18 protein-coding genes are annotated in these 25,283 nt (G+C 44.4%); 6 read left to right on the forward strand and 12 right to left on the reverse strand.

Going from position 1 to position 25,283, the window contains the following annotated elements:
- Positions 1 to 4 precede the first annotated feature (4 nt).
- Genes DL796_RS04765 through DL796_RS04775 form a run of 3 tightly spaced genes read left to right on the forward strand, consistent with a single transcriptional unit; the run spans position 5 to position 7,874 of the window.
- Positions 5 to 6,796 (forward strand): Hpt domain-containing protein, encoded by a 6,792-nt coding sequence (locus DL796_RS04765; RefSeq protein ID WP_110200487.1) that lies wholly within the window; start codon positions 5 to 7, stop codon positions 6,794 to 6,796.
- Between the two features lie 11 nt (positions 6,797 to 6,807).
- Positions 6,808 to 7,401 carry a chemotaxis protein CheB gene (locus DL796_RS04770; RefSeq protein WP_110200489.1) on the forward strand — a complete coding sequence of 198 codons (594 nt, stop codon included), beginning with the start codon at positions 6,808 to 6,810 and terminating at the stop codon, positions 7,399 to 7,401.
- 8 nt (positions 7,402 to 7,409) lie between these two features.
- Entirely contained in the window at positions 7,410 to 7,874 is a 465-nt protein-coding gene (locus DL796_RS04775; RefSeq protein WP_110200491.1) for a chemotaxis protein CheW, read from the forward strand.
- 73 nt (positions 7,875 to 7,947) lie between these two features.
- Here the strand turns inward: DL796_RS04775 and DL796_RS04780 are convergent, their stop codons facing one another.
- The 5 genes from DL796_RS04780 to metK all read right to left on the reverse strand — a co-directional run bounded on the left by DL796_RS04780 (position 7,948) and on the right by metK (position 14,299).
- Positions 7,948 to 8,682: a 16S rRNA (uracil(1498)-N(3))-methyltransferase gene (locus tag DL796_RS04780; RefSeq protein WP_110200493.1), complete on the reverse strand. Its 735-nt coding sequence runs from the start codon at positions 8,680 to 8,682 to the stop codon at positions 7,948 to 7,950.
- Between the two features lie 29 nt (positions 8,683 to 8,711).
- The gene (locus tag DL796_RS04785; RefSeq protein ID WP_110200495.1) at positions 8,712 to 10,061 is read right to left on the reverse strand and encodes an adenosylmethionine--8-amino-7-oxononanoate transaminase; all 1,350 of its coding nucleotides are present in this window, start codon (positions 10,059 to 10,061) and stop codon (positions 8,712 to 8,714) included.
- 300 nt (positions 10,062 to 10,361) lie between these two features.
- Positions 10,362 to 10,871, reverse strand: a complete 510-nt coding sequence (locus DL796_RS04790; RefSeq protein WP_196597951.1) for a YdeI/OmpD-associated family protein — start codon at positions 10,869 to 10,871, stop codon at positions 10,362 to 10,364.
- 798 nt (positions 10,872 to 11,669) lie between these two features.
- Positions 11,670 to 13,067, reverse strand: coding sequence for an adenosylhomocysteinase (ahcY, locus tag DL796_RS04795; protein WP_110200501.1), 1,398 nt, complete (start codon positions 13,065 to 13,067; stop codon positions 11,670 to 11,672).
- Positions 13,068 to 13,138: 71 nt separating this feature from the next.
- Positions 13,139 to 14,299 carry a methionine adenosyltransferase gene (gene metK, locus DL796_RS04800; protein ID WP_110200503.1) on the reverse strand — a complete coding sequence of 387 codons (1,161 nt, stop codon included), beginning with the start codon at positions 14,297 to 14,299 and terminating at the stop codon, positions 13,139 to 13,141.
- 244 nt (positions 14,300 to 14,543) lie between these two features.
- On the opposite strand from metK, the gene DL796_RS04805 reads away from it, so the two are divergent.
- Positions 14,544 to 15,410 (forward strand): ion transporter, encoded by an 867-nt coding sequence (locus DL796_RS04805; RefSeq protein ID WP_110200505.1) that lies wholly within the window; start codon positions 14,544 to 14,546, stop codon positions 15,408 to 15,410.
- A 13-nt stretch (positions 15,411 to 15,423) separates the two neighbouring features.
- Here the strand turns inward: DL796_RS04805 and DL796_RS04810 are convergent, their stop codons facing one another.
- Both DL796_RS04810 and coq7 read right to left on the reverse strand, forming a co-directional pair.
- Positions 15,424 to 15,798, reverse strand: a complete 375-nt coding sequence (locus DL796_RS04810; protein WP_110200507.1) for a DUF6746 family protein — start codon at positions 15,796 to 15,798, stop codon at positions 15,424 to 15,426.
- A 93-nt stretch (positions 15,799 to 15,891) separates the two neighbouring features.
- Entirely contained in the window at positions 15,892 to 16,539 is a 648-nt protein-coding gene (coq7, locus tag DL796_RS04815; protein WP_196597967.1) for a 2-polyprenyl-3-methyl-6-methoxy-1,4-benzoquinone monooxygenase, read from the reverse strand.
- Positions 16,540 to 16,613: 74 nt separating this feature from the next.
- On the opposite strand from coq7, the gene DL796_RS04820 reads away from it, so the two are divergent.
- A complete protein-coding gene (locus DL796_RS04820) occupies positions 16,614 to 18,113 on the forward strand; it encodes an AAA family ATPase (RefSeq protein ID WP_110200511.1) in 1,500 nt (499 codons plus the stop codon).
- 28 nt (positions 18,114 to 18,141) lie between these two features.
- Positions 18,142 to 18,738, forward strand: a complete 597-nt coding sequence (locus DL796_RS04825) for a glutathione S-transferase (RefSeq protein ID WP_110200513.1) — start codon at positions 18,142 to 18,144, stop codon at positions 18,736 to 18,738.
- 42 nt (positions 18,739 to 18,780) lie between these two features.
- Here the strand turns inward: DL796_RS04825 and DL796_RS04830 are convergent, their stop codons facing one another.
- The 5 genes from DL796_RS04830 to purH all read right to left on the reverse strand — a co-directional run bounded on the left by DL796_RS04830 (position 18,781) and on the right by purH (position 25,233).
- Positions 18,781 to 19,116, reverse strand: a complete 336-nt coding sequence (locus DL796_RS04830) for a YdbL family protein (RefSeq protein WP_110200515.1) — start codon at positions 19,114 to 19,116, stop codon at positions 18,781 to 18,783.
- A gap of 78 nt (positions 19,117 to 19,194) precedes the next feature.
- Complete coding sequence (locus tag DL796_RS04835; RefSeq protein ID WP_110200517.1) at positions 19,195 to 19,389, reverse strand: YnbE family lipoprotein; 195 nt, start codon at positions 19,387 to 19,389, stop codon at positions 19,195 to 19,197.
- A gap of 95 nt (positions 19,390 to 19,484) precedes the next feature.
- Positions 19,485 to 22,175 (reverse strand): intermembrane phospholipid transport protein YdbH family protein, encoded by a 2,691-nt coding sequence (locus DL796_RS04840; RefSeq protein ID WP_110200519.1) that lies wholly within the window; start codon positions 22,173 to 22,175, stop codon positions 19,485 to 19,487.
- Positions 22,176 to 22,356: 181 nt separating this feature from the next.
- Entirely contained in the window at positions 22,357 to 23,646 is a 1,290-nt protein-coding gene (gene purD / locus DL796_RS04845; RefSeq protein ID WP_110200521.1) for a phosphoribosylamine--glycine ligase, read from the reverse strand.
- Between the two features lie 21 nt (positions 23,647 to 23,667).
- Positions 23,668 to 25,233 carry a bifunctional phosphoribosylaminoimidazolecarboxamide formyltransferase/IMP cyclohydrolase gene (purH, locus tag DL796_RS04850; protein WP_110200523.1) on the reverse strand — a complete coding sequence of 522 codons (1,566 nt, stop codon included), beginning with the start codon at positions 25,231 to 25,233 and terminating at the stop codon, positions 23,668 to 23,670.
- Positions 25,234 to 25,283: the final 50 nt, after the last annotated feature.

Raw genomic sequence — 25,283 nt, forward strand, 5'->3', positions numbered from 1 at the left:
AAGCATGAAAGATAATCAAACAAAAGTAGCTTTTAACTGGGTTAAAGAAGAAGTAGAGACGACCCTAGAGCAAGCGCAACAGGCAATCCAAGCGTTTGCCGACGATGAGTCGGATAAAACCCAGTTACACTTCTGTGCAAACTGTATGCATCAGATCAGTGGAACCATGCAAATTCTTGAATTTGCTGGTGCATCGTTACTAGCCCAGGAAATGGAAGCATTAGCAGAAGCCATTGGTGAAGGTACAGTTGAATCGAATTCTGCTGCTTATGAAGAGTTTTTATCGGCAGTGCTGCGTCTGCGTAGCTATCTATCACGATACAGTGAAGGTAAAGCTGACTTACCCGTTCTATTATTACCTACCATTAATTCAATCCGTACTTGCCGTAAAGCTGAGCCTTTAGGCGCGGGTGATCTGATTAATATTGATGTTGAAGGCGTTGTAGCGCCTCCTGCCCCAGAGCCAGTTGAGCTTAAGGGCGATATCGTTGCTGAAGTAAAAGCATTGCGCATGAAATTCCAGCAATCGTTACTAGGGGTTATACGCGAAGTCGATACTGAAAAAAATATCGCAACTATGCAGTCAATCACTCAGGAGCTTTGGGGCTTAGGTGAACGAGTTCCATACAATACGTTATGGTGGGTATCGACAGTATTCTTGAGCAAAGTAGAGTCTCTGCTAGCTGAGCATAAAAACTCGATTAAAGGCTTATTTGGCCAAATGGATCGTCGTATTCGTGAATTAATTGAGCAAGATGTTAATAAAGAAGGTGAAAAGAAGTTACTCGCCAATATGCTTTTTTACGTCGCGCAGTTAGATAGCCATGACGAAGCGGTAAAAGATGTTCAAAATAGATTCAAGCTCAATCAGCTACTAGAAACCTTAGGTGACTTTGCGCAAGAAACTGAACAACTGCAGGGCCCTGGTACTGAAAGTTTGAGAATTGCTTTAGGCGCAATCAGCCAAGATCTGTCAGAGATAAAAGAGTCTTTAGATCTTTATATTCGTACTAAGTCGATTGATGATGAGCCGCTAGAAGAAATGTTGCCAATGATGCGAAAGATTGCGGATACATTGGCGATTCTAGGCTTAAATGAGTCGCGCGAAGTTGTAGAAACAAAAATGAAGGCAGTTTCAGACCTAGTCGATGGTACTGAGACTGATCGCGAAAAAGGCTTAGTTTCAATCGCGGAAACAGTCCTTAAACTCGAAGATTATATTCAGCGAGCAATGTCGATGGACAGCCATCAGCTTGCACGAGAAACAAAAAGCTCTGATATCAATGATTCATTACAGCTGGTGAACGCTCGTTATCAGTTAGTGCAAGAAAGTCGTGGCAACTTGTATAAAGTAAAAGATGCAATTACCGACTACCTTGAAGAAAGTCATAACATTAAGCGCTTACATAAAGTGCCAGAGCTGTTATCGGATGTTGAAGGTGCGTTAAGCTTCGCTCAACTCGATAACTTGTTAGAGGTTGTGCAAAAAACAAACCGTTTCATCAGCAAGTATTTAATCAGTGAAAAGGTTGTACTGAGTGATAAAGAGGTTGAAACCTTAGCTGATGCCTTGAGCTCGGTTGATTATTATCTTGAAGGCTTAATGTCTTCTGGTTTGCATGGCCTGCCAATCGTACTTGAAAAAGCAATTAATAGTATTGCTGAATTAGAAGATCACTACGGAAGTTTAGAAGCAGAGAAGCTTCCTGTGCTTGAGGATTCTGTAGAACTTCCAGAAATTGAATTGGTTGGTGTTCAAGAGCCTGAAGAAGATTTAATCGATGATAATTATGGTTCTGAGGCGAGCGAAGAAGTAGCACAAGTAGCTGAGCCCGAAGAGAATGCAGACGACGATGATTTAATTGATGATGAAGTTCGAGAGATCTTCATCGAAGAAGCAGAAGAAGTCTTAGAAGAAATGCACAGTTTATTGCCTGTTTGGAAAAATGACCAAGCCAATGAAGATGCATTAACCACGATCAGGAGAAACTTCCACACCTTGAAAGGTAGTGGACGCATGGTCGGAGCAACTGATGTCGGTGAGTTAAGCTGGTCAGTTGAAAACATGTTAAACCGCTTAATTGATAATAGCATCAGCTATAGTCCAGAGTTAATGGAAACAGTTGAGGCGGTAGCGAATGCACTTCCAGCAATGGTGGAAGATTACGCTAAAGGTAATACTAGCGAATTCCCACAGGAGCTTGCAGATCGTGCAGAGAGAATCAGCAAAGGTGAAGCGGTCACTACGGAATCTACCGAAGTTGTGGCGGAAGAAACGACACAAGAAATTGAAGAAGTAGAAGAAACAGTAGAAGAGACTGTAGAGGAGCCGGTAGAGGAGCAAACACCAGAACAGGAGCTGTTCGAAGTCTTTAAACAAGAAGCTGATGATCATATTGAAAACTTAGAAGCCTTCTCTAGCCAATTAGAGCAAGGCATCACACAGTGCCACATTAGCGATAATTTATTACGCTCGCTACACACCTTAAAAGGCGTAGCGCATATTGCTGACCTAAAATCCTTGGCAAAAGTCATTGGTCCTATAGAAAGCTACTTCCAAGAGCTTAACGCTCGAGGCTTGATGGCTGAGCAGCAAGATATGGCCTTAGTCGCTCATACTAAAGAGCTACTACAGCACATTATTTCTACGCCAGAAGATGAAGGTGTAATTCAAGCACATGAGCAATCCTTACTAGAAGAAGTTTCTGTTGCTAAATCGCGCATAGCTGAAAACGACAGCGGTTCCGACGAAGGTCGTGACCCAGAGTTGTTAAAAGATGTCTTCAATATTGCCGCGGATGTGCTTGCTGATATTGATGCAACGAATTTACAAGAAACGCCAGAAGAAGTACGTGCTGACGCAGTTGCTAATCTATTCGCCTCTGTTGAGCGTTTATCGACAATTATGGCTGAGGTAGAAATCGATGAAATAAAATCTACCGTAGACAGCTTAGCGGGTGCATTACAACGCAATATGTCAGCACCGAAAGTTGATACATCTTTAGGTGTGTTATTGTCAGAAGCTTACCTACAGCTTGAAAATCAATTCGATTGTCTGGCTGCAAATTTATCTATTCCTACTGCTAAAGATTTAATTCAAGCGCTAGATACTTGGACACCAGAAATTGTAGAAGAAGACGGTGGCTTTGACCTAGTTGATTTACAACTTGAGAATCTCGACGACGAAGACAGCAGCGAATCTGAGCAGCAAGTTACAGAAGAAACCTCAGAAGACTCATCTGAAGACAGCTTAGAGATAGATGAGTTAGATGATGCTTTATTTGGCGATTTAGAGCTTGCTGATATAGACACAGTAGACAGCTCAGAATCTGATGAGGTAGATGCTGTAGATGAAGCTGCAGAAGAAGACAATACTGTTGATCTAGAGACTGAGCTTGATGTATTTGGGTTGATTGATTTCTCTACTGATGAAAAAGAAACCGAAGATACCACTGCAGACTCTGCTGACGATGAAGCCTTGGAGTGGGATTTGGATCTTTCTGGAATCGATACAGAAAGCTCAGAAGCAGAGGAAACTATTGAAGAGTCACTTGTTCAAGCTGCTGATGAGGCAGAAAGCGACGAGCCTATAACTGATGATACCTACGTTAGTGATGAAAACCTTGGCCAAGATGAGGTTGAAGAAACTGCTAGAGAAACTGAGCAAGTTGAAGAGTCAGAAGCCGAACTTGTTGAAGAAAGTGAGCTGATTGACACTATAGAGAGTGAAAAAGACTTAGAAGAAACAGTTGATACGATAGAGTCGGAGACATCAGTTGAAGAGCTTGTGGCTTCTGACGAGGTTGAGACTGAATCTGTAGATGATCCTGCTGATGATGAGCAAGAAATTGTAGCAGAAGAAGCAGATTCAGAAGAAGCCTCTGATGAATCGGCTACAGTGGCAGATGAAGAATTAGAAGAACCAGTATCTGAGCCTATGGCAGCGAAAACTGCTGACACAGTAAGCCTAGATATTGAGATGGATGATGAGTTGCTGGAAATCTTCACAGAAGAAGCAGAAGAGTTATTCGATAATGATATGCGACTTCTTGAACAGTGGCGTGAAGCACCATCAAATCTAGAGCCTATTGCGGAACTACAGCGTAACTTACATACCTTAAAAGGTAGTGCGCGTATGGCCGGCTTTACACCAATCGGTGATTTAGCCCACGGTTTAGAAGATTTATATACTGCAATTATCGAAAAGCGTATAGATGCAAGTCCACAAGCGATTAAGCTTGCAACTAAAGCAGAAGATAAATTGATCTCAATCTTCTCAGCTCGTACTAATCCAGATGCGATTCCATCTCCTCAATCAATGCTCAGAGAAATTGAAGAATTCATTGAGGTTGAGAAGTCTGGTGGCACTGCGGTTGTCGAAGATGCTGTTGTAGAAGATAAAGTTGCTTCACAAGAAACACCGGACTCAGCAGCTTCGAAAGAAGAAGTTATAGAAGAAACCGCGCCAGTGAAAGACGATATCTGGGAGCAAGAGCTGGTTGATCTATTCTTGAGTGAAGCCTCAGAATTGTTGGCTAACTACCAAGAGTCAGTTAATAACTGGTCGAGTAACTTCTCTAAAGTTGAGCCGTTAGAAGGTGCTGCAAGAAATCTACACACCTTAAAAGGTGGAGCTAAGCTGGCTCTAATTCGTCCGATAGCAGACGTAGCAGAGTCGCTTGAGAAAATTGTAGGCTTACTGCAAAGAGATGCTCGCGCAGGCCAACAACGTTGGGTCGAGCTGCTTAAGACAGGACATGAAGCATTAACAGAGATGGTAGAAACCGTTAAAGACGGTAAGATGCCAGCGGTTTCTGCAGAACTTGAGCGTCGACTCAGCAATGATAAAGATGCCATTGTTGCTCAACTATATCAGCTCGATAAGAGTGACTTGGCCGAGTCTGATGAGCAAGCAAAAGTTAATATTGTTTCGCTGGTCGAGCGTCAGAAACAGAAAGAAGAGCAAGCTAAAGATGCTGCTTCTCGTGACGTTATCCGTGTTCGTTCAGAGATTTTAGACAACTTAGTAAACCTATCGGGCGAGAGTTCTATTTACCGTTCTCGTCTAGAACAACAGGTAGCGGATCTTAACTTCAACTTAGGCGAGATGTCGTCAACGGTTGATCGTTTAAGAGAGCAATTACGTAATCTTGAAATCGAAACCGAAGCACAGGTTTTATACCGTCGTGAAATTTCTGGTGAATTCGATGACTTCGACCCACTTGAAATGGACCGTTATACGCGTCAGCAAGAATTAACGCGAAGCTTGCTTGAGGCCGCGAGTGACTTGATGTCTATTCAAGAAACACTTGATACCAAAGTGGGTGACGCGGAAGCAACCTTGCTTGCCCAAGGTCGTGTAAATACCGAGCTTCAAGATCGCTTGATTCGTACCCGAATGGTACCGTTCAACAGTATCGAAAGTCGTTTGCGCCGAATGGTTCGACAAATTTCTTCGGAACTTAATAAAGACGTCGATCTGATCTTAACCTCAGAAGGTGAGATGGACCGTACGGTAATTGAACGTATGGTTGCACCGCTGGATCACATGCTACGAAATGCAATTGACCACGGTATCGAAGATAAGGAAGAGCGCAAGCGCGCCGGTAAACCTGCTAAAGGCCAGATCAGGCTGAACTTAAGCAGACGTGGTAATGAAGTTTACATCGAGATTGAAGATGATGGTGCTGGTATCCGTAAGGATAAAGTAAAGCAGCGCGCGGTTGCGCAAGGCATGATCGACGAGTCGTATCAGCCTTCAGATCGTGAGCTGTACCGCTTGATTCTACAGCCAGGCTTCTCAACAGCCGACACAGTCACACAGATTTCAGGTCGTGGTGTTGGTATGGATGTTGTGCATAGTGAAATCCTGCAGTTAGGTGGCTCATTAAACGTTAACTCTGAGGACGGTAAAGGCACAACCATGACGGTTCGTTTGCCATTCACCTTGTCGTCGAATCAGTCGCTAATGGTTAAAGTTAAAGGCGAGCCATACGCAATTCCATTGTCGAATATCACAACGGTAGCGCGTGTCAAAGCCAGCGACCTCTTAGATATTTATCAAAGTAAGAAAGATACTTTTGAGCACCTTGGTGAAGAATATGAGCTGCGCTATCTAGGTCAGATCTTAGAGCGTAACTCAGAAATTACACCGCCGACCTCTGATTTTGTACCGGTATTGATTATTCAGGGCGAAGGTAAGCCAATTGCGGTTCACGTTGATGAGCTACTTGGCTCGCGAGAAATCATTGTTAAAAACGTAGGTCGTCAAATTTCAGCAGTACCTGGAATTTCAGGTGCCTCGATTACAGGTGACGGTACGGTAGTACTGATTCTCGATATGCAAACCTTGGTTGATAGATTCCACGAGTGGGATTTCTCACACGAAGGCGGCATAGTCGAAGAGGTGAAGCAGGAAGATCGCGTACCTACAGTAATGGTAGTGGACGACTCGATTACGGTACGTAAAGTAACAGCGCGTCTGTTACAGCGCCACCAATTCCAAGTGATGACGGCGAAAGACGGTGTCGATGCGATTACGCAGTTGCATGATGATATACCAGATGTCATGTTGCTGGATATCGAGATGCCTCGAATGGATGGTTTCGAACTTGCAACTATTATTCGTCACGATGAACGATTGAAGCATATCCCAATCATCATGATTACGTCACGTACCGGTGAGAAACACCGTGAACGAGCCGAGGAAATTGGTGTAAACCAATATCTAGGTAAACCGTATAATGAAGATAAGCTGCTTTCAACCATCGATGAAATGCTTGAGCTGGAAATATAGAAAGGCGGCTCATGAATACAGTATTAGTTTTGCTAGGTGGCTCTACTGGCGGCCCAGCTGCGGTGAAAGCGTTCATCGACGCTCTACCTAACAAAACTTTGCCTGTATGCTTTGTGTTGGCAAACCATATAACACAGGAGTTTTTGCCAGGGTTGCAGTCAATGCTAAATGAGCACCCTTACATTAGTGCAGAAGTTGTTGATGGAACAAAGCCAATTGTGCCCGGTAAACTGTATATCGCGCCAATTAATCAAAAAATAAACTTCAATCCTAACGGACGAATCTATTTAGAAGAAGCCTGTTGGGAAGCGCCGTTCGCGCCAAACATTAGCCAGATGTTTAGCGCTGTAACGAGCCTAGAGCAGTTCAAGAAATTAGCTATAATTTTCAGTGGTATGGACGATGATGGCGCATCTAGTGCCGATATACTCGACGAGAATGATGTCGAAATATGGTGCCAAACGCTTGAGACTTGTGTTCAAGCTTCTATGCCGCTAAATATGATGCGAACTGGTAAAGTAATCTATAAAGACAGCCCCGAAGGGCTAGCAAGACAGTTGTGTGACTACTTAGAGAGTCATCATTCACTTGATCAATATGCGTGAGAATTTGCATGAGCAAGACAGTTAAAGATGTATACAGCTTTTTGGTACCGATGCTTGAAGATAGCCTTTTGTTACCAAATACAGTAATTGCCGAGATTGTTCCATTTATGAACGTAACCCTTGATGAAGGGGTTGAGGACAATGATGAGTGGAAGGTCGGAACCGTTGTTTGGCGTAATATTAGCATCCCAGTAGTTGCATTGGAGCGCTTACAAGGCAAGAAGGACTTGGGCGATATTAAGCGTTCTCGAATTGCTATTTGTTACACCCTTAACGGTAACGAAGAGATTCCGTTTGTTGCTATCATGGTACGCGGTATTCCACGTCTGATTCCAGTCGATAGTGATAATAGCGAATTTGTTGCTGATGAAATCCAAGGTACAGACGATGGTGTAAAAGCTTGGGTCACCGTCAACGGCAAGAAAGCTCTAATACCTGATTTGGATTTGATTGAGTCTAAGTTAAGCGCTTAGTCATTGAATCGTTAATAAAAAGGCTACTTAATGTAGCCTTTTTTGATCTAAAGCTAATCTACTAATTGTTGTGCTAAAAATCACCCCATACTGAGTTAATCACTGATACCGCCGCCAAGGCCGCAGTTTCAGTTCTTAAGACTCTCGGTCCTAATGCGACCGGGGTAATATCGCTGCGCTTAACTTCGTCAATTTCCGATTCGCTGAAGCCTCCCTCCGGGCCGACCCAGAGTGTAATGGCTTGATCTTGGCTCACTTCACCATAGTTTTTAAACTGAGTCTTGGCATCAGGATGTAAGAAAAAGTCTTGCCCAGAACGCTGGGTAATAGCTTGTGAGAGTTGTGTTACTGGGTTAAGCCTTGGGATCTGATTCCGGCCACATTGCTCGCAGGCGCTAACAATGACCTTTCCCCAGTGTTGTAGCTTTTTGGCCCAGCGCTTTTCATCAAGTTTTACGCCACAGCGCTCGGTAATGATTGGCGTAAACTCTTTAATGCCAAGCTCAACACCTTTCTGTAACGTCAAATCCATCTTATCGCCACGGGAAATCCCTTGATATAAGTGGATATGCAAGGGTGACTCTAGGTTTACCTCTTGAGTCTGTAGCAGGTGCACCTGTACCTGATTCCGCTCTATGGCTTCGATTTTGCCCTGGTAATCATGGCCATCGCCGTTAAAAAGTACAACTTCACTGCCAACTCGCAAGCGTAATACACGGCTTAGATGGTTACTGGCTTCGCGATCGAGCGCTACCATAGTGCCAACCTGTAGCTGCTCGTCAGCGGTATAAATACGAGGAATGCGCATAGTTGAGTCCTTACTCAGAATTCTTAGCTTTAATCCTTAGTCGCCAACTGGATGCCTTTCCATGCGATATCGGCAAGAGTGTCGATTTCCTCAGGCGTAATCACATACGGTGGCATAAAATAGACCACATTACCCAGCGGGCGTAATAAAGCACCACGCGATAAAGCATATTCATAAACGCGCATACCGCGACGCTCTTTCCAGTCATAACCTTGACGCGACTTTTTATCCTGTACCATTTCTGCTGCAAGGATCATGCCCGTCTGGCGAACTTCGGCGACATTCGGGTGCTCAGCGAAGTGAGCAGTCGCTTGCGCCATGTGCTTCGCCAGTTCTCGGTTGTTTTCAATAATTGGCTGTTCGCGGAATATCTTAAGAGTAGCGTTAGCAACGGCACAACCTGTCGCATAGCCGGTGTAGCTGTGCGAGTGTAAGAAAGCTTTTAGCGTTTCATAGTCGTCGTAAAACGCTTCAAAAATTTCTTCGCGAGTTAGCATAGCTGACAAAGGTAAAAAGCCCGCGGTTAAACCTTTAGAGATACACATGAAGTCAGGAGAAATATCTGCTTGTTCGCAGGCAAACATAGTGCCGGTACGGCCGAAGCCCACAGCGATTTCATCTACTATTAAATGCACCTGATATTCATCACACAGCTTACGCAGTTCGGTTAAGTAAACAGGGTGATACATACGCATGCCGGTAGCGCATTGGACTAATGGCTCTAGGATAACTGCGGCAACGGTTTCATGCTTTTCCTCGATCATCTTGCGCATATGCACAAACTGACGCAAGGAATACTCTTCCCAGCTTTCGCCTTCCTCGCGGTAATAACAATCAGGCGATGGCACCGTCATGACGTCGAACATCATGGTTTTATACGGCTCTTTATAAAGCCCCACGTCGGAAACCGCTAATGCGCCTGTGGTTTCACCGTGATAACCATTCTCTAAGGTCACAAACTGAGTTTTTTGTGGCTTATCTTTTAACTGCCAGTAGTGAATACTCATCTTAAGCGCGATTTCTACCGCAGACGAGCCATTCTCACCATAGAACACACGGTCTAAGCCCTCGGGCGTAACCTTGACTAGGTTTTCAGCTAACTCGATAGCTGGCTCATGGGTAAAGCCAGAAAAGATAACGTGCTCAAGCTGATCGACCTGATCTTTCATCGCCTGCGCAATAGTCGGGTTGGCATGACCAAAAAGATTGACCCACCAAGAACTCACCGCATCAATATAGCGATTACCATCGAAATCTTCGAGATAGACCCCATCGCCTTTTTTAATCGGCGTCATCGGGTATTTTTCGTAGTCCTTCATCTGACTGCATGGATGCCATAAAACGGCCAGATCGCGCTCTTTCAGACTTGCGTTATTCATAAGTTAAATCTTTTGATTGAATCAATCGTGGCGATATTATCGCGTATTTGAGTGGAAGTCTCAAAGGGGGATAAATTAATGATGTGATGAAAGGATAGCTCTAGTAGGGTGCGTCGAGACGCACCGTAATATACAAAAGTTCCAATGGTGCGTTATAACGCAGGGTCTGCCCCACGGGGTACCCTACGCTAGCTATAACGCCCGCATTTGCGGTTGGTTTGGAGCGCAGCGGAAAACCAATCCGACAACATGCGTTTGTTATGCATTGGCTTAATCCTTCGCTTTGTTTTTCACTATTTCTTACTTCTTAGAATTTCTTTCGATAGCGGCTTCCAGTGCTTCCTGAATTCGCTTTTCCCTCGTAATGGGTTTAGCAGCCTCACCGATCCTTCGGATTAAATAGTTCCTTTTTCCAGGCGGAAGATCTACGAATCCATCTATCATGCCACTATTTTCTAATGTAGCTAGTAGATCATCTGGTACATCTACGTCTTCTGGGTCAATTACAACGAAATCAAGTTTGATAGAATCGCCCATTTTAATATTCGTCAGCTTACGTACCTTTGATTTAATACGAATAAAATGCTTCCCACCGCCAACAGGAAACAGGCTTACTTGAAATGGCTCTGAATTATTAACTCTTGCATGAACCAATACAGGCCCTTTAGTTCCAAGTGCTTTGGTTACGCTTGAAGGCACGCTAACAGCACAGTAATCCATACCTTCAGCCCAATTCTCTAATGTCGCATTGAATTCAAACTGCTTTCCAATTAAAGACCTATCTATCATGGATTGTTCCCAGTTTTGCATAACGCCGTGCTAAGCCGGCCGCACCGAGAGTGTAGCACAGCGCATACAATGGCGAAGCCATGCGCTGGGCGGAGCGTAGGTGAAGGTTCGGCTTGAGCACCTTGTTAGGTTTCACGGGTTTTCTGGCTCGAATTTTTCATTTTTTTCGATTTTATCTATAGCTTCGAACGCACCACCCGATCCATGGTATGTTTCTGCGTGCAGATGAAAAAGTTGGGTGCAATGAGTACACCTGAAGAAATTTGTTACAAAATCCCCCCAAGAACCACCATGTCGAATTTTAGCGAACCTATCTCCCCAATAGCCCTTGCCCAAGTATTCTAGCTTTTCTGAATCAACTAGTTCCGATGCTTTACGTAAGCTTCTTTTTAACTCTTGAGGTGAACGTATTTGACATGGAAAACGGCTACATACCTCGCAGCTCACTATACCTCCTCGAGAACCTAACATATTATTATACGAATTCTTTCATAACACTTTATTATTCTTAATGTTTTTTTACAAGTGTCTACTTTCTAGATATTTAGAGGGTTAGCGGATCTTCATACCGCTATATCCGGTATATTTCAGACAAAGTAGGTAGGTTTCCATGCCATTACCACCGCTATTTACTGGTAATGATATTTTTATAAAGTTTGTGCTTACTTTTATTTTGCAATTAGGACTTCGAAATAGACTAAGGTTCACCGATTCGTGGTTTTGGTTGAGGATGTTAGGCACAAAAAAGCCGGCAGAAGCCGGCTTTTTTACTCAAAGACACTAGATCCCGTGGTCAAGCCACGGGATGACGCTAATGTATTAATAACGATAGTGTTCAGGCTTGTAAGGGCCATCTACTGTTACGTTAATGTAAGCTGCTTGCTCGTCAGTAAGTGTCGTAAGGTTTGCACCGATACGCTCTAGGTGAAGCTTGGCAACTTTTTCGTCAAGGTGCTTTGGCAAGATGTAGACGTCGTTTTCGTATTTGTCACCGTTTTTCCAAAGTTCGATTTGAGCAAGAACTTGGTTAGTGAAGGAGTTCGACATTACGAAGCTTGGGTGGCCAGTAGCACAACCAAGGTTTACTAAACGACCTTTCGCTAGCAGAGTAATACGCTTACCGTCTGGGAATACCACTTGGTCAACTTGGTCTTTAATGTTGATCCATTCGTAGTCTTCTAAACTAGCGATATTAATTTCGTTATCGAAGTGACCGATGTTACAAACGATTGCCTGGTCTTTCATGCGCTCCATGTGCTCATGGCGAATGATGTCGTAGTTACCGGTTGCTGTAACGAAAATGTCAGCTTGCTCGACTACACCTTCATCTTCAAGGTTAACCACTCGGTAACCTTCCATCGCTGCTTGTAATGCACAAATTGGGTCGATTTCAGTTACCCAAACGGTCGCGCCAAGGCCACGTAGCGATTGCGCAGAACCTTTACCCACATCACCATAACCACAAACGATAGCGACTTTACCAGCGATCATAACGTCAGTTGCACGCTTGATACCGTCTACCAGTGATTCACGGCAACCGTATAAGTTGTCGAACTTAGACTTAGTTACTGAGTCGTTTACGTTGATTGCAGGGAATGGTAATTCACCAGATTTTTTCATTTGGTAAAGACGGGCTACACCTGTAGTCGTTTCTTCAGTAACGCCTTGAATCTCGGCTAATGTGCGCGAGTAGAAAGTGTCGTCTTCAGCCAATTTCGCTTTGATTGATTTGAATAGGGCAGTTTCTTCTTCGCTACCTGGGTTATCCAATACGCTGATATCTTTTTCCGCACGGCTACCTAGGATAAGTAGCATGGTCGCGTCGCCACCATCATCAAGAATCATGTTTGGTGAACCGCCGTCGCTCCACTTCATGATGCGGTGCGTGTAGTCCCAGTATTCGTCTAGTGTTTCGCCTTTGTATGCGAAAACTGGAATACCTTGGTCAGCCATCGCTGCTGCCGCGTGATCTTGCGTCGAGTAGATATTACAAGAAACCCAACGGACTTCAGCGCCAAGCGCGATAAGCGTTTCCATTAACATGGCGGTTTGGATCGTCATGTGTAATGATCCTGCGATGCGTGCGCCTTTTAGTGGCTGTTCGCCTTCGTATTCTTCACGAATTTGGATCAGGCCAGGCATTTCGCTTTTCGCCATTTCAATTTCTTTGTGGCCCCATGAAGCGAGGCTAATATCTTTTACAATGTAATCTGTCATGTTGTTCCCAATAATTGGTTACGATTTACGTAAATACTTAGTGTGTTGCTGCTTTTCTGTAAGCAGATAATTTATAGCCCAGCGGCGGCGCGCAATGCGTCGGCCTTGTCGGTGCGCTCCCACGTGAAAGTGTTTTCGGTGCGACCGAAGTGACCGTATGCTGCTGTGGCTTTGTAAATAGGGTGTAATAAGTCGAGCATCTGAATCAGACCGCGAGGGCGTAAGTCGAAGTGCTCACGAACTAGTTCGACTAATTTATCTTCGCTGACTTTGCCTGTTCCAAAGGTATTAACGCTAATCGACGTCGGCTCAGCAACACCAATAGCGTAGGACACTTGAATCTCACAACGTTCCGCTAACCCTGCGGCAACGATGTTTTTGGCGACGTAACGGCCAGCGTATGCTGCGCTACGGTCAACTTTTGATGGGTCCTTGCCCGAGAAGGCACCGCCACCGTGACGCGCCATACCGCCGTATGTGTCGACGATAATCTTACGGCCAGTTAAACCGCAGTCGCCCATTGGACCGCCGATTTCGAACTTGCCCGTTGGGTTTACGAAGTAATTAGTGTCCGCTGTGATCCATTCGCTCGGTAACACCGGTTTAATGATTTCTTCGATGACCGCTTCTTTTAGATCTTTCTGTGAAATGTCTGGCGTGTGCTGCGTTGATAACACTACCGCATCAATACCCACAGGCTTATCGTCTTCATAACGGAAGGTTAGCTGGCTTTTTGCATCAGGACGCAACCAAGTAAGCTTTCCGTTTTTACGAAGCTGTGCTTGGCGTTCGACTAAGCGGTGCGAATAAGTAATTGGTGCAGGCATTAGCACATCAGTTTCGTTGCTGGCGTAACCAAACATAAGACCTTGGTCACCGGCGCCTTGAGCATCCGGATCGTCGCGATCGACGCCTTGAGCAATATCAGGGCTTTGTTTACCAATAGCATTTAAAACAGCACAAGAACTATAATCAAATCCCATGTCCGAGCCGGTGTAGCCAATATCTTGAATGGTTTTTCTCGCGATACCTTCGATATCAACCCATGCGGTTGTCGCCACTTCACCAGCAACAATGACCATACCTGTTTTAACCATAGTTTCGACGGCAACGCGAGCGTTAACATCTTGCTCTAAGATGGCATCGAGAACTGCGTCAGAAATTTGGTCAGCGATTTTGTCTGGATGGCCTTCTGAAACCGATTCAGAAGTAAAGACGGAATAATTGCTCATTGTCTAACTAATACCTTTAGTTTGTGTGGGTACACTTACATAAAAACCGTCATGGTTACTCCATGGCGGTCAAAAAGTAATCGAATTTTACATGGTTTGGACGTCTAAAACACCCTATTTTTACATCTTTTGATGTGAAAAACACATGAATATAAATAATTAGTCTATTGTTGAATATTATAAGCATCTGTTTATGATTGCCTAATAACCGAAACTAATGACATAAAAGGAATCGTTATACTTAATGGGCCGAACAACGATCCACAGAAAGCACAACTTTGATGAAGGCGAGCCTTTGGCTCCTTGGCGCGAAAAAATTCATGAAATTATTTTCGAGGCCGATACTCCTTGGGGGAAAACCTTCGATGTTGTCTTGATTATCAGTATTTTCGCCAGTGTTGGCGCCGTTATGCTGGATAGTGTCGAAAGTATATCGAGCAAGTATCGCTGGGCATTATGGGTAGCGGAGTGGTCTTTTACCGCCTTATTCACTATTGAATATATTCTACGGCTCATTTGCGTCAGAAAGCCGATGCTCTATGCCAGAAGCTTTTATGGCATCGTCGACTTACTGTCTATATTGCCGACATATTTAGCCTTATTCCTCGCCGACGCGAAATACTTCCTGGTTATTCGAATTCTGCGTGTTTTGCGGGTTTTCCGTATTTTTAAACTCGCCAGTTATATTGATGAAGCCGGTGTCATGATGAAGGCGCTGAAAAACAGTCATGCCAAAATTAGCGTGTTCCTTTATACCGTGGTCTTGCTGGTAGTGATTTTCGGTTCGCTAATCTACGTTATCGAAGGCGAAGAAAATGGCTTCACCAGCATACCCAAATCGGTCTACTGGGCTATCGTCACACTAACTACCGTCGGTTATGGCGATATTTCACCACAATCACCGCTCGGCCAGTTCCTCGCTTCTTGCATCATGATCATGGGTTATGGCTTAATCGCCGTTCCGACTGGAATCTACAGCGCAGAAATTACGCGCCAAGCGATTAAAGACCATAAAGCCAAAGAGATAACCAATAATGCCTGCCCATCCTGTGCCTACGAAGGTCATGATGCCGATGCGGTACATTGTAAAAAGTGTGGCGCGGAGCTATAGAGCTCCGTCGTCATCATTTTTTATCGGTATAAAAAGCCGCGCCTTCTAGGTAAAGCCCGCCGTAGATCTTGGCTTTTTCTGTTTCCATGCGCTCGGAAGACAGGTGAAGTTCTTCAAGGTTACGCTGGGTGATTTTTAGAGAGCCTTCAAGAATCTTTAAAGCATTCTCCATGGTGTAGGTCATTTCATGGATTTTCCCCATGTCTTGCGGGTTTAGTTCCTCCGCTTCGAGCATGACTTTAAGTTTTGGGTTGTATTCTTGTAATACCGCGATAGCTTCTTCAACGGTGTTGATGTCTTTGCCTTTGTAGTGGCGAATTTCTGAGGCGTTTACGCTGGCGCTAAAAGCAATCGCAAGGGCAAACATGCTACTTGGAAGTAATTTCATATGGATTCCTATATAAGTTGTAAATAATAATCATTCCCATTATAAGCTTAAGTGCCACCTATTTGAATGGCTTAATGAAATCTTTTATAGAACTTAGATGTAATAGACTGTGCCGGTCATAACTTTAGACATGGCTTTCATTCCTAGTTTTATTGGCGCAGGTAATTCGGCGGCACCATTTTCAATGGCGGTGGTGGCGTGTTTTAATTCTTCTGTGTGCATTTGCGACAATATAGCTTTGCTTTTGTGATCTTGCTCAGGCAACTTTTTTAAGTGATCTTCGAGGTGTTTACAGACTTGGTTTTCCGTTTCAGCGACGAACCCGAGGCTCCACTTGTCGCCAACTAGCCCAGCTACTGCGCCAATGGTGAATGAGCTGGCATACCAAAAAGGATTAAGGTAACTTTCGTGGCTGTTAAGCTCGTTGAGGCGTTGGCTACACCAAGCAAGGTGGTCGACTTCCTCTTGCGCCGCGTGTTCCATCTCTTGGCGGATTTCAGGTAGCTTAGCGGTTAGTGCTTGACCTTGATACAAGGCTTGCGCACAAACCTCTCCTGTATGGTTAATGCGCATCAGATTTGCTGCATGCGACTGTTCTTCGACACTCAACTCTGGTTCTGCAATTTCAGCCGCAGGGTTCGTGCGTGGAGCCGTGTCATAGATGCCATTAGTTGTTTTAAGGGCTGAGTCGGCGACCATACATAGTCGATCGAAAAAACTGTATTGGCGCATAAGAATTATGAGTAAAATCGTGTTATAAATTCATTTTAGCGTCAAATCATAATAAATAGAACAATGGAGTCGGATTAAAATTTATGGCGAGCATCACGGAGCAGAATGACCTTCATATCTTGATACGGTCGAAAAATCCTATTTTAGTGATTGAAACTCACGAAGAAAATCGTGCGATGCAACTGATTAATCAAGTTGCGATTAATATTAACAAGCCAGTATTCGGCTGGCACCTGACCGAAGGCTTAAGACGGCAGGAAGTTGCTGGGGATAGCTTTGCTGCCTTGGGTAATACTAAGACTGCTGAAAGCTGCTTAACGCATATTAAGAAAATGGAGCGAGAAGGGCTCTATGTGTTGTGTGATATGCATCCTTTTTTGGACGCGGAGCATCCACAAAATATTAGACTGCTGCGTGATATTGCACTGGCTTACGGTAAGCATAAGCAAACCATCATTCTGATTAGCCATAAGATTAAGCTTCCTGACGAACTGAGAAGGCTTTCCCGTTCATTTCAGTTGAAATTACCCGATGAAAAAGATTTAGAAAGTATTATTCGCAAAGAGGCGGCGCGCTGGGGCATACAAAATCCTGATAGGAAAGTACGCACCGATAAAAAAGTATTGTCACGTTTAATCAAAAACCTGCGTGGTCTGTCTTGGGCGGATGCCGAACAAATGGTGCGCAACTTGATCTATGATGATGGTGCGATTACCGAAGATGAAGTGGATGAGGTTAATCAGGCTCGATACAAACTGCTAGATCTAGACGGTGCTGTTCATTACGAATGTGAAACGGCGCATTTCGCTGAAGTTGGCGGCATGGTAAATCTGAAAAAATGGTTACAGTTACGTCAGAAAGTCTTTTTAAGCGAAACAGATATAGGCTTGGATATCCCCAAAGGCATCATGCTGATGGGGGTTCAAGGCAGTGGTAAATCGTTAGCAGCGAAAGCTGTCGCGGGAATGTGGGGAATTCCATTACTGAGACTAGACTTTGGTGCTTTATACAATAAATGGCATGGTGAAAGCGAAAAGAACTTACGCGAAGCATTAAAGCTTGCTCAAACTATGTCACCTTGTGTTTTATGGCTTGATGAAATCGAAAAGGGTTTAAGCACATCAGATAGCGATGGGGGAACCTCTAAGCGGATGCTTGGTACCTTGCTAACCTTTATGCAGGAGAATAAAAGCCCAGTATTCTTTGTGGCGACGGCAAACGATATTAACGCGTTACCACCAGAGTTAATTCGTAAGGGGCGTTTTGACGAATTGTTTTTTGTCGATTTGCCGGACGAAATGGCACGACAAGAAATCTTTAGAATCCACTTAGAAAAGCGAAAACAGTCTGGTGTGAACTTTGATCTCGTGTCTCTTTCAAAGCATACTGAAGGCTTTAGTGGCGCTGAAATTGAGCAGGCGATTGTCGCTAGTTTATACGCCGCTCACTATCAAGAAAGTCCTTTAACAACACAAATGGTACTTGATGAAATAACGCAGACAAGGCCTCTATCGGTAGTGATGTCGGAGAAGGTATCTGCGCTACGAGCATGGGCTGAGCAGCGGGCAGTTAAAGCTAATTAAGTCAGTTTGAAACAAAATTAGGTGAAGTATGAAATTAATTTACTCCGATGCATCGCCTTACGCGCGAACCGCACGAATTGTGGTGCGAGAGTTGGGTTTAATTGAACAGGTCGAAGAGATCGCACAACATCCGTTTGATAACCCCAAAGAGCTAATCGAGGCTAATCCTTTGTGCAAGGTTCCGTGCTTGATTGACGATGACGGCATGGCGATTTTCGATAGCCAGGTAATTGCAGAGTATTTAGATAGCAATTTTGGCGCCGATAAGAGTCTGTTCAAAGCAGTAAATACTGATTGGCAATTGAGAACGTTATATTCGCTAACAAGAGGCCTGCTAGATACAGCAGTGGCATTACAACAAGATAAGATGCGTGGTGAAGGTCAATCTGAGTTCTGGCAAGAGCGATTTTATGGGGCATTAGATCGCGGCTTAGCCTATTTACAAAAGCATTTAGCGAGCTATCCAAAGCAGTTTGAGGTATTGTCGATTAATACGCTAGCGCTTGTCAGTTACTTACGCTTTAGACACCCTGAGTATACTCGGCTGGATGGTTTTACGAAACTTGGTATGTGGTTTGATGAACTAGAAAACCGCCCGAGCGTGACTCAGACGGTTCCTAAATAGTCGTTTTTTAAAGAATAAAACAATGAAGACGTGGTTTCTTGACTACTTCTTCTGCCAAGCGCCACCGACTTTAATGTAGTGACCAGCTTGTGTGCGGTCGATGTTTCGACGTGCAGCTATGGCCTCGATCTCTGCAAGTGTTTTGTTATTTGCTTTAGCTTGCTCAGCGTAGATATCACGGCGCTTATCATTGACAGATTCGACCAAAGCTTTAACGTCAGGAGTCGCTTTTGACATGTCGACAATGCCAACGTAGCCATTTGAAAGTTCACCGACAACACCCTGATCTTTTAGAGTACCAAGGTTTGCGGCGAAAGCTTGCGCCGTTAAAAGTAAAGCGGCAGATACTGTTAGTGCAAATTTTGTTAGAGCTTTCATCTTACTCTCCTAATTTTAGACCTATATTCTAGAAAGAACTAAAATCGTTACGATCCTTATTAATGTAGGGTTAGCGACTTAGAACAAGCCTGACTCTTCAGTGAGAGCTTGATCGAGCGCCTTTTCAACTTTTACCACAATCTCATGCTTAATGGTGAAGTCACCAATGATGTGAATGGGCTTGTCAGGTGCTTGCAGCTTTACTGTGCAACCACTGGCGACTAATAAAGCCGTCAAGATGGCGCTGAAAGCGAAGTATTTTTGCTTGGTCATAACCAAATCCTTATCATTTATTTCAAGCGCTTATTGAGTATATGTCATAAGTGCTATGAGCCATGTTACACAGTATAAAACAATAACATGAATTATTACTGAATGTTGAGAATTTGCTGTTGCTTTAAATCATCCAATATAGGCTTCGTCATATCCCCAGTTACAATCATCGAGTAGAGAAGCTTGGGTAATTTCCCTCGCAAGGTCAGATCGAGCTTTACTGGGAAACCATTATAAAGGTTTGGATTCGAACCAAGAACACTCAAAGCGATAGTATAATCACCTTCTAGATTGTAATTAATCGTGCCAGAAAACTCTTTATAGTGAAAATTTTCAAGGGCTTGGAAAGCAATATTGGCATTTTTACTATCTTTGGATTTAAGCTTTATGATGCCCTCACCTAAGGCTTTAAAGTGGCCATTGGTGATTTGTTGTCCTTGCTCACTAACGGTCAAGGGCAAAGTAAAGTCAAAGCGACCCGTTAATGTTAAATCTTGGCTATTCAATGCTTTGAGTAAAGCATTAATATCAATGGAGCGGAGGTTAGTGATAAATGGTGAAATTCCGTTTTTGTTAATGGTGAGGTTAGGAATACCTATTGTGCCATTTAAAAGCTTACCCTTTAGATCGATGATCTCAACACTATCAATCGTGTGTGGCATTAAAAAGGAGATATCGGTGATCGCAATATCTGTCGCCAGCTCAATACTTTCGATATGACTTTTTAGGGTACCGGATAGTTTAGAACTCGGGGTTAGGGAGTCTTCGATGGTCCAATTCTTAACCTCAAACTCATCATATTTAAGATTGAATTTGTCGAGTTTGAGCTTGCCGTTAAAGAATAGTCCTACCGGATCGCCATCGAGGGAGCTGATCTCCAGATTACCGGCATTAAAGCTAAGTTGAGGATAGTCTTTAAGCACTGTAACCCAGCTTCTAATAGTGGAAACGGGTAACGAAGACTGCTTGATTTTAAGGTTATGTTTGGAGTTGGCTAGATTGAACTGGTAATTAAAAGGGACCTTCGACTGTTGGTGGCTTAAGCTTCCTTGAGCAAGAAAGCGATCGTTTAACTTGCTCCAGTCAAGTACGCCTGAAATATTTGAAAAACCTACTTGTTGACCTTTGTAGTTGGCGCTGGAAAAGGAGAGATGACCTTTTGGCGACTGATTGGTGACAAACTGTATGCTGCCTTTGAGTCCGCTTAAATTTAACGGTTGCTGCTTTAACGATAACTGATTGAGCTGGTAGTTACCGGTGAGCAAGCCACTAGGGGCTTTTGTGTTCTGGGTGTAATTAAGTTGTGCCGAGACACCCTTGGCTGAGAACTGCTCGGCATCAAGCTGTAACGTTGGGTTGACGGGTTTGTCTAAACTCAGATTCCATTGATGATTATTCTGTTTGGCATTTGCAAAATGAATAGCGGACTGACCTTTTAGGGTCCAGCTATTCTGCGCAACTGTGGCGGTCGAGTTATTACCGCGGTAGCTTACAGGAGCTAAGCTAACTTTTGCACTAGCGTCCTTAATCAACAAAGAAGATTGATGTAACAGAGCCTGCGTGGTCATCGAGAAATTCAGAGTGTCTGACTTGGCTTGATGTTCGGGCGACTTAAACTTTGCACTTATGCCATTGACCGCTAATGAGAGCATCATTTGTGCCCGTTGCGCTTCAGCGGTCAGGGCTTGATTAAGATCAAGTTGCAGTTGGGATAAGGATACCGCTGCAGTCACGGCAGGGTTCATCACATTAATATCTAATCGCCCATGTTCTATCGAAAATTGCTGCTTGGTAGGGTGGTATAGAAAATTAGCGCTTTCTACAGGCGATAAAGCTAGGTGGTACTGAGGGTTTAGTTGCTTGAGGTTTGAGTTGATATAGTTTGCCTGAAGCAACTCGTCGATTTTCGTGATTAAGCCGAGCTTCTGGGCATCGAGCTGAGTCGATAACAAGCTAGTGTCGAGCAAGTTCAAGGAGATGCTATCATCGAGCTCAAGCGATCCTACAAGATCAAATTGAACCGGTTCAATACTAGGCTCAATACCGGGCTCAGCATAAAATTCAGTGATGTCTAGTAGCCCCTTAGCATCAAACTTCCAGTGTTTCGTCGAGTGCGGTTCGGCTTCTACGGTAAGCTGGCTTCCAGCCTGTGTCACTCTTGCTGAAAGTTGTGTCAGTGTCTGCTTTACTCTTTGAGCCTTAGCCTCAATCACGAACTCTTTATCAAGAAAAACAAGCTGGGAGCTTAGGCTGACGCTATTGGGAGTTTCTTTTATTGTAATATCATTGGCAAGGATGGACTGAACGGTCAGTCCGTCGAGTGTTAGCTTTTTAATAACAATGTCAGAGACAGGTAAGTTAGGTAAAGGGATAGTCTGGGCTACTTCACTTTGTTGGTTACCAGAGCGTGACTCTGGCCATTGTAAGTGTGCGCTTTGTGCTGAAATTGAGGTAAGTTTGCGCTGCCATAGAGAGTAGCCTAACCTAACCTGTTTTAAGTTTACGGTGTAACTATTGCGGGCATCAATATCGTCGCCTTCCGGTACAGACGTTGATAGCACCAGTGTTAGATTGTCGATATCGGTCGAGGTAAGACCTGGTCTTTTGAATTCTAGGTTTTGTAGTTTTATAGACGGTGGCAGAAATTTACTAATTTGGCTCGGAACCCACGAAGGGGCTGTCCAGTAGGCGATGGCTAACGTTAGTGTGATCAGTAGTAAAAACCACAGAGTTATTTTTAGTGTTGTTTTAAGCCAGCTTTTCTTAGGGGTTGCTTTTGATTGCACGAGAAAATTCTAAATCCTTATTATTTCACTACTCGAAAGTCCAAACCAGTGTAACACGAAGTGGTTTATCTATTAGAGTAAAGCACATAAGAATCGTTTCATAGAATTAAATAGTTTTCGCATGCATGAAAAAAGGCGCCGAAGCGCCTTTAGAACAGTCAGTCGAGACTAATACTTATGATTACTGCTCACGAGCGATAGCGCGATGACCAATATCAGTACGGTAATACACCTTATCCCAGCTAATCTTATCGACCGCTTGGTAGGCTTTTTGCTGAGCTTCTGTAACGCTGTCGCCTAAGGCAACAACACACACAACACGACCACCGTTAGTCACGATTTTGCCGTCTTTTTCAGCAGTGCCAGCGTGGAACACCTTACCAATCGTGTTGATATCATTGACTGCGTCTAGGCCAGTAATAACATCACCTTTAGGATAGCTGTCCGGATAACCGCCTGCGGCCATGACCACACCGATTGCCGCGCGAGGATCCCACTCGGCTTTAGCCGTGTCTAGCTTGCCATCAACTGCAGTTAAGCACAGATCTACCAGGTCCGAGTTGAGTCGGCTCATGATAGGTTGAGTTTCTGGGTCGCCGAAGCGGCAGTTAAACTCAAGAACTTTCGGCACACCGTCGCTATCAATCATGACGCCAGCATACAAGAAGCCTGTGTAAGGATGGCCTTCTTTAGCCATACCTTCAACTGTTGGCACTATCACTTGCTGCATAATGCGATCATGCATTTCAGGCGTCACCACAGGCGCAGGAGAATAAGCACCCATGCCACCAGTATTAGGGCCTTTGTCGCCATTATCGCGGGCTTTGTGATCTTGAGAAGTGGCTAATGGCAAAATATTTTCGCCATCGACCATAACGATGAAGCTCGCTTCTTCGCCTTGTAAAAACTCTTCTACCACCACGCGGTGACCAGCATCGCCAAACTTATTGCCAGCAAGCATATCGTCGATCGCAGCATCAGCCTCGGCTTCATTTTGCGCAATGATAACGCCTTTACCGGCAGCTAAACCGTCGGCTTTGATGACAATTGGCGTGCCCACTTCACGAACGTAAGCTTTCGCAGGCTCGATCTCAGTAAAGTTTTGATAGGCCGCTGTTGGGATCTTGTGACGTGCTAAAAAGTCTTTGGTAAAAGCTTTAGAACCCTCAAGTTGTGCGGCACCTTTGGTTGGGCCAAAGCACTTAAGGCCGGCGTTATTAAAGGAATCAACAACACCAATCACTAGTGGCGCTTCTGGGCCAACAATGGTCAGTCCTACCTGATTGTCTTTAGCGAAAGCGACCAATTCATCGATCGCTTCAACACCAATATTCACGTTTTCAACTTTGTCTTCCAGTGCGCTACCAGCATTGCCAGGCGCAACGAAGACTTTAGTTACTTTGTCAGACTGGGCAGCCTTCCATGCCAAAGCATGTTCGCGACCACCACTTCCGATAATTAATACGTTCACTCGTCGTTCCTTAGATCTGTTTTAGTGACGGAAATGACGCATGCCAGTGAAGACCATGGCCATATCATTTTCGTTTGCAGCTTCGATAACTTCGTCATCACGAATCGAGCCACCCGGCTGGATTACAGCGGTGATGCCCGCCTTAGCTGCCGCATCAATACCATCGCGGAATGGGAAGAAAGCGTCAGATGCCATGACAGAGCCACGAACTTCAAGATTCTCGTCAGCTGCTTTTATGCCAGCAATTTTAGCACTATAAACACGGCTCATTTGACCAGCGCCAACACCGATTGTTTGGCCATTCTTGCAGTAAACGATAGCGTTTGATTTAACAAACTTGGCAACTTTCCAGCTGAATAACAAGTCGCGCATTTCTTCTTCAGACGGTTGGCGCTTGGTAACGATACGTAGGTCATCGTCGAACACCATACCTAAATCGCGATCTTGGATTAACAAGCCACCGTTGACGCGCTTGTAGTCGTAAGAAGGAACGGCTTGTTCCCACTGACCACACTCTAATAAACGTACATTTTTCTTTTCGGCAACGATTGATTTCGCATCGTTATTAATGCTAGGTGCGATAATAACTTCAACAAATTGACGCTCAACGATAGCCTTGGCTGTTTCAGCATCAAGCTCACGGTTGAAAGCGATAATGCCACCGAATGCAGAGGTTGGGTCTGTGGCGAATGCTAAGTCATAAGCTTGGCCGATAGTATCAGCGATAGCCACACCGCAAGGGTTAGCGTGCTTTACGATAACGCAAGCTGGCTGTTCAAAGCTTTTAACACATTCTAGAGCAGCGTCAGTATCGGCAATGTTATTGTAAGATAGTGCTTTACCTTGCAACTGCTTTGCGGTTGAAACGCTTGCTTCTTGTGGGTCATGCTCGACGTAAAACGCTGAGTTTTGGTGTGGGTTCTCACCATAACGCATGTCTTGTGCTTTTTTGTATTGCACAGAATAGGTTGGCGGGAATTCACTATTTTCTTGAGCCGCTTGTACGCCTAAGTAGTTTGAAATAGCAGCGTCATAACGCGCCGTGTGGGCGAAAGCTTTAGCGGCTAGGCGGAAACGGATGTCTCTATCCACTGCGCCTTTTTCTTCGATTTGCTGTGCAACCTGGTCGAAGTCTTCATTTTCTACGACGATCGTTACATCTTGGTGATTTTTAGCCGCAGAACGAACCATAGTAGGGCCGCCGATATCGATGTTTTCGATAGCATCTTCCAGCGTAGAATCGCTTTTTGCGATAGTGCTTTCGAACGGATAAAGATTGACCACGACCATATCGATACCGATGATGTCGTGCTCGGCCATGACGCTGTCATCCATGCCACGGCGACCCAGAATAGCACCATGAACTTTTGGGTGTAGCGTTTTTACACGGCCATCCATCATTTCAGGGAAGCCGGTGTAATCAGCAACGTCAGTTACTGTAATATCATTGTCGCGTAATAATTTTGCAGTGCCGCCAGTAGATAAAATTTCAACGCCTTTTGCGCTGATTCTTTTGGCGAATTCAACTACTCCAGTTTTATCAGAAACGCTAATCAGGGCGCGCTTCACCGGACGATAGTTTGACATGTTGTAGCTCCTTAAAAATTAAGAGTTGGACTGTGATTAGCAGTTCTCAG

Source organism: Kangiella spongicola (genome assembly GCF_003194565.2).
Taxonomy (GTDB): Bacteria; Pseudomonadota; Gammaproteobacteria; order Enterobacterales; family Kangiellaceae; genus Kangiella; species Kangiella spongicola.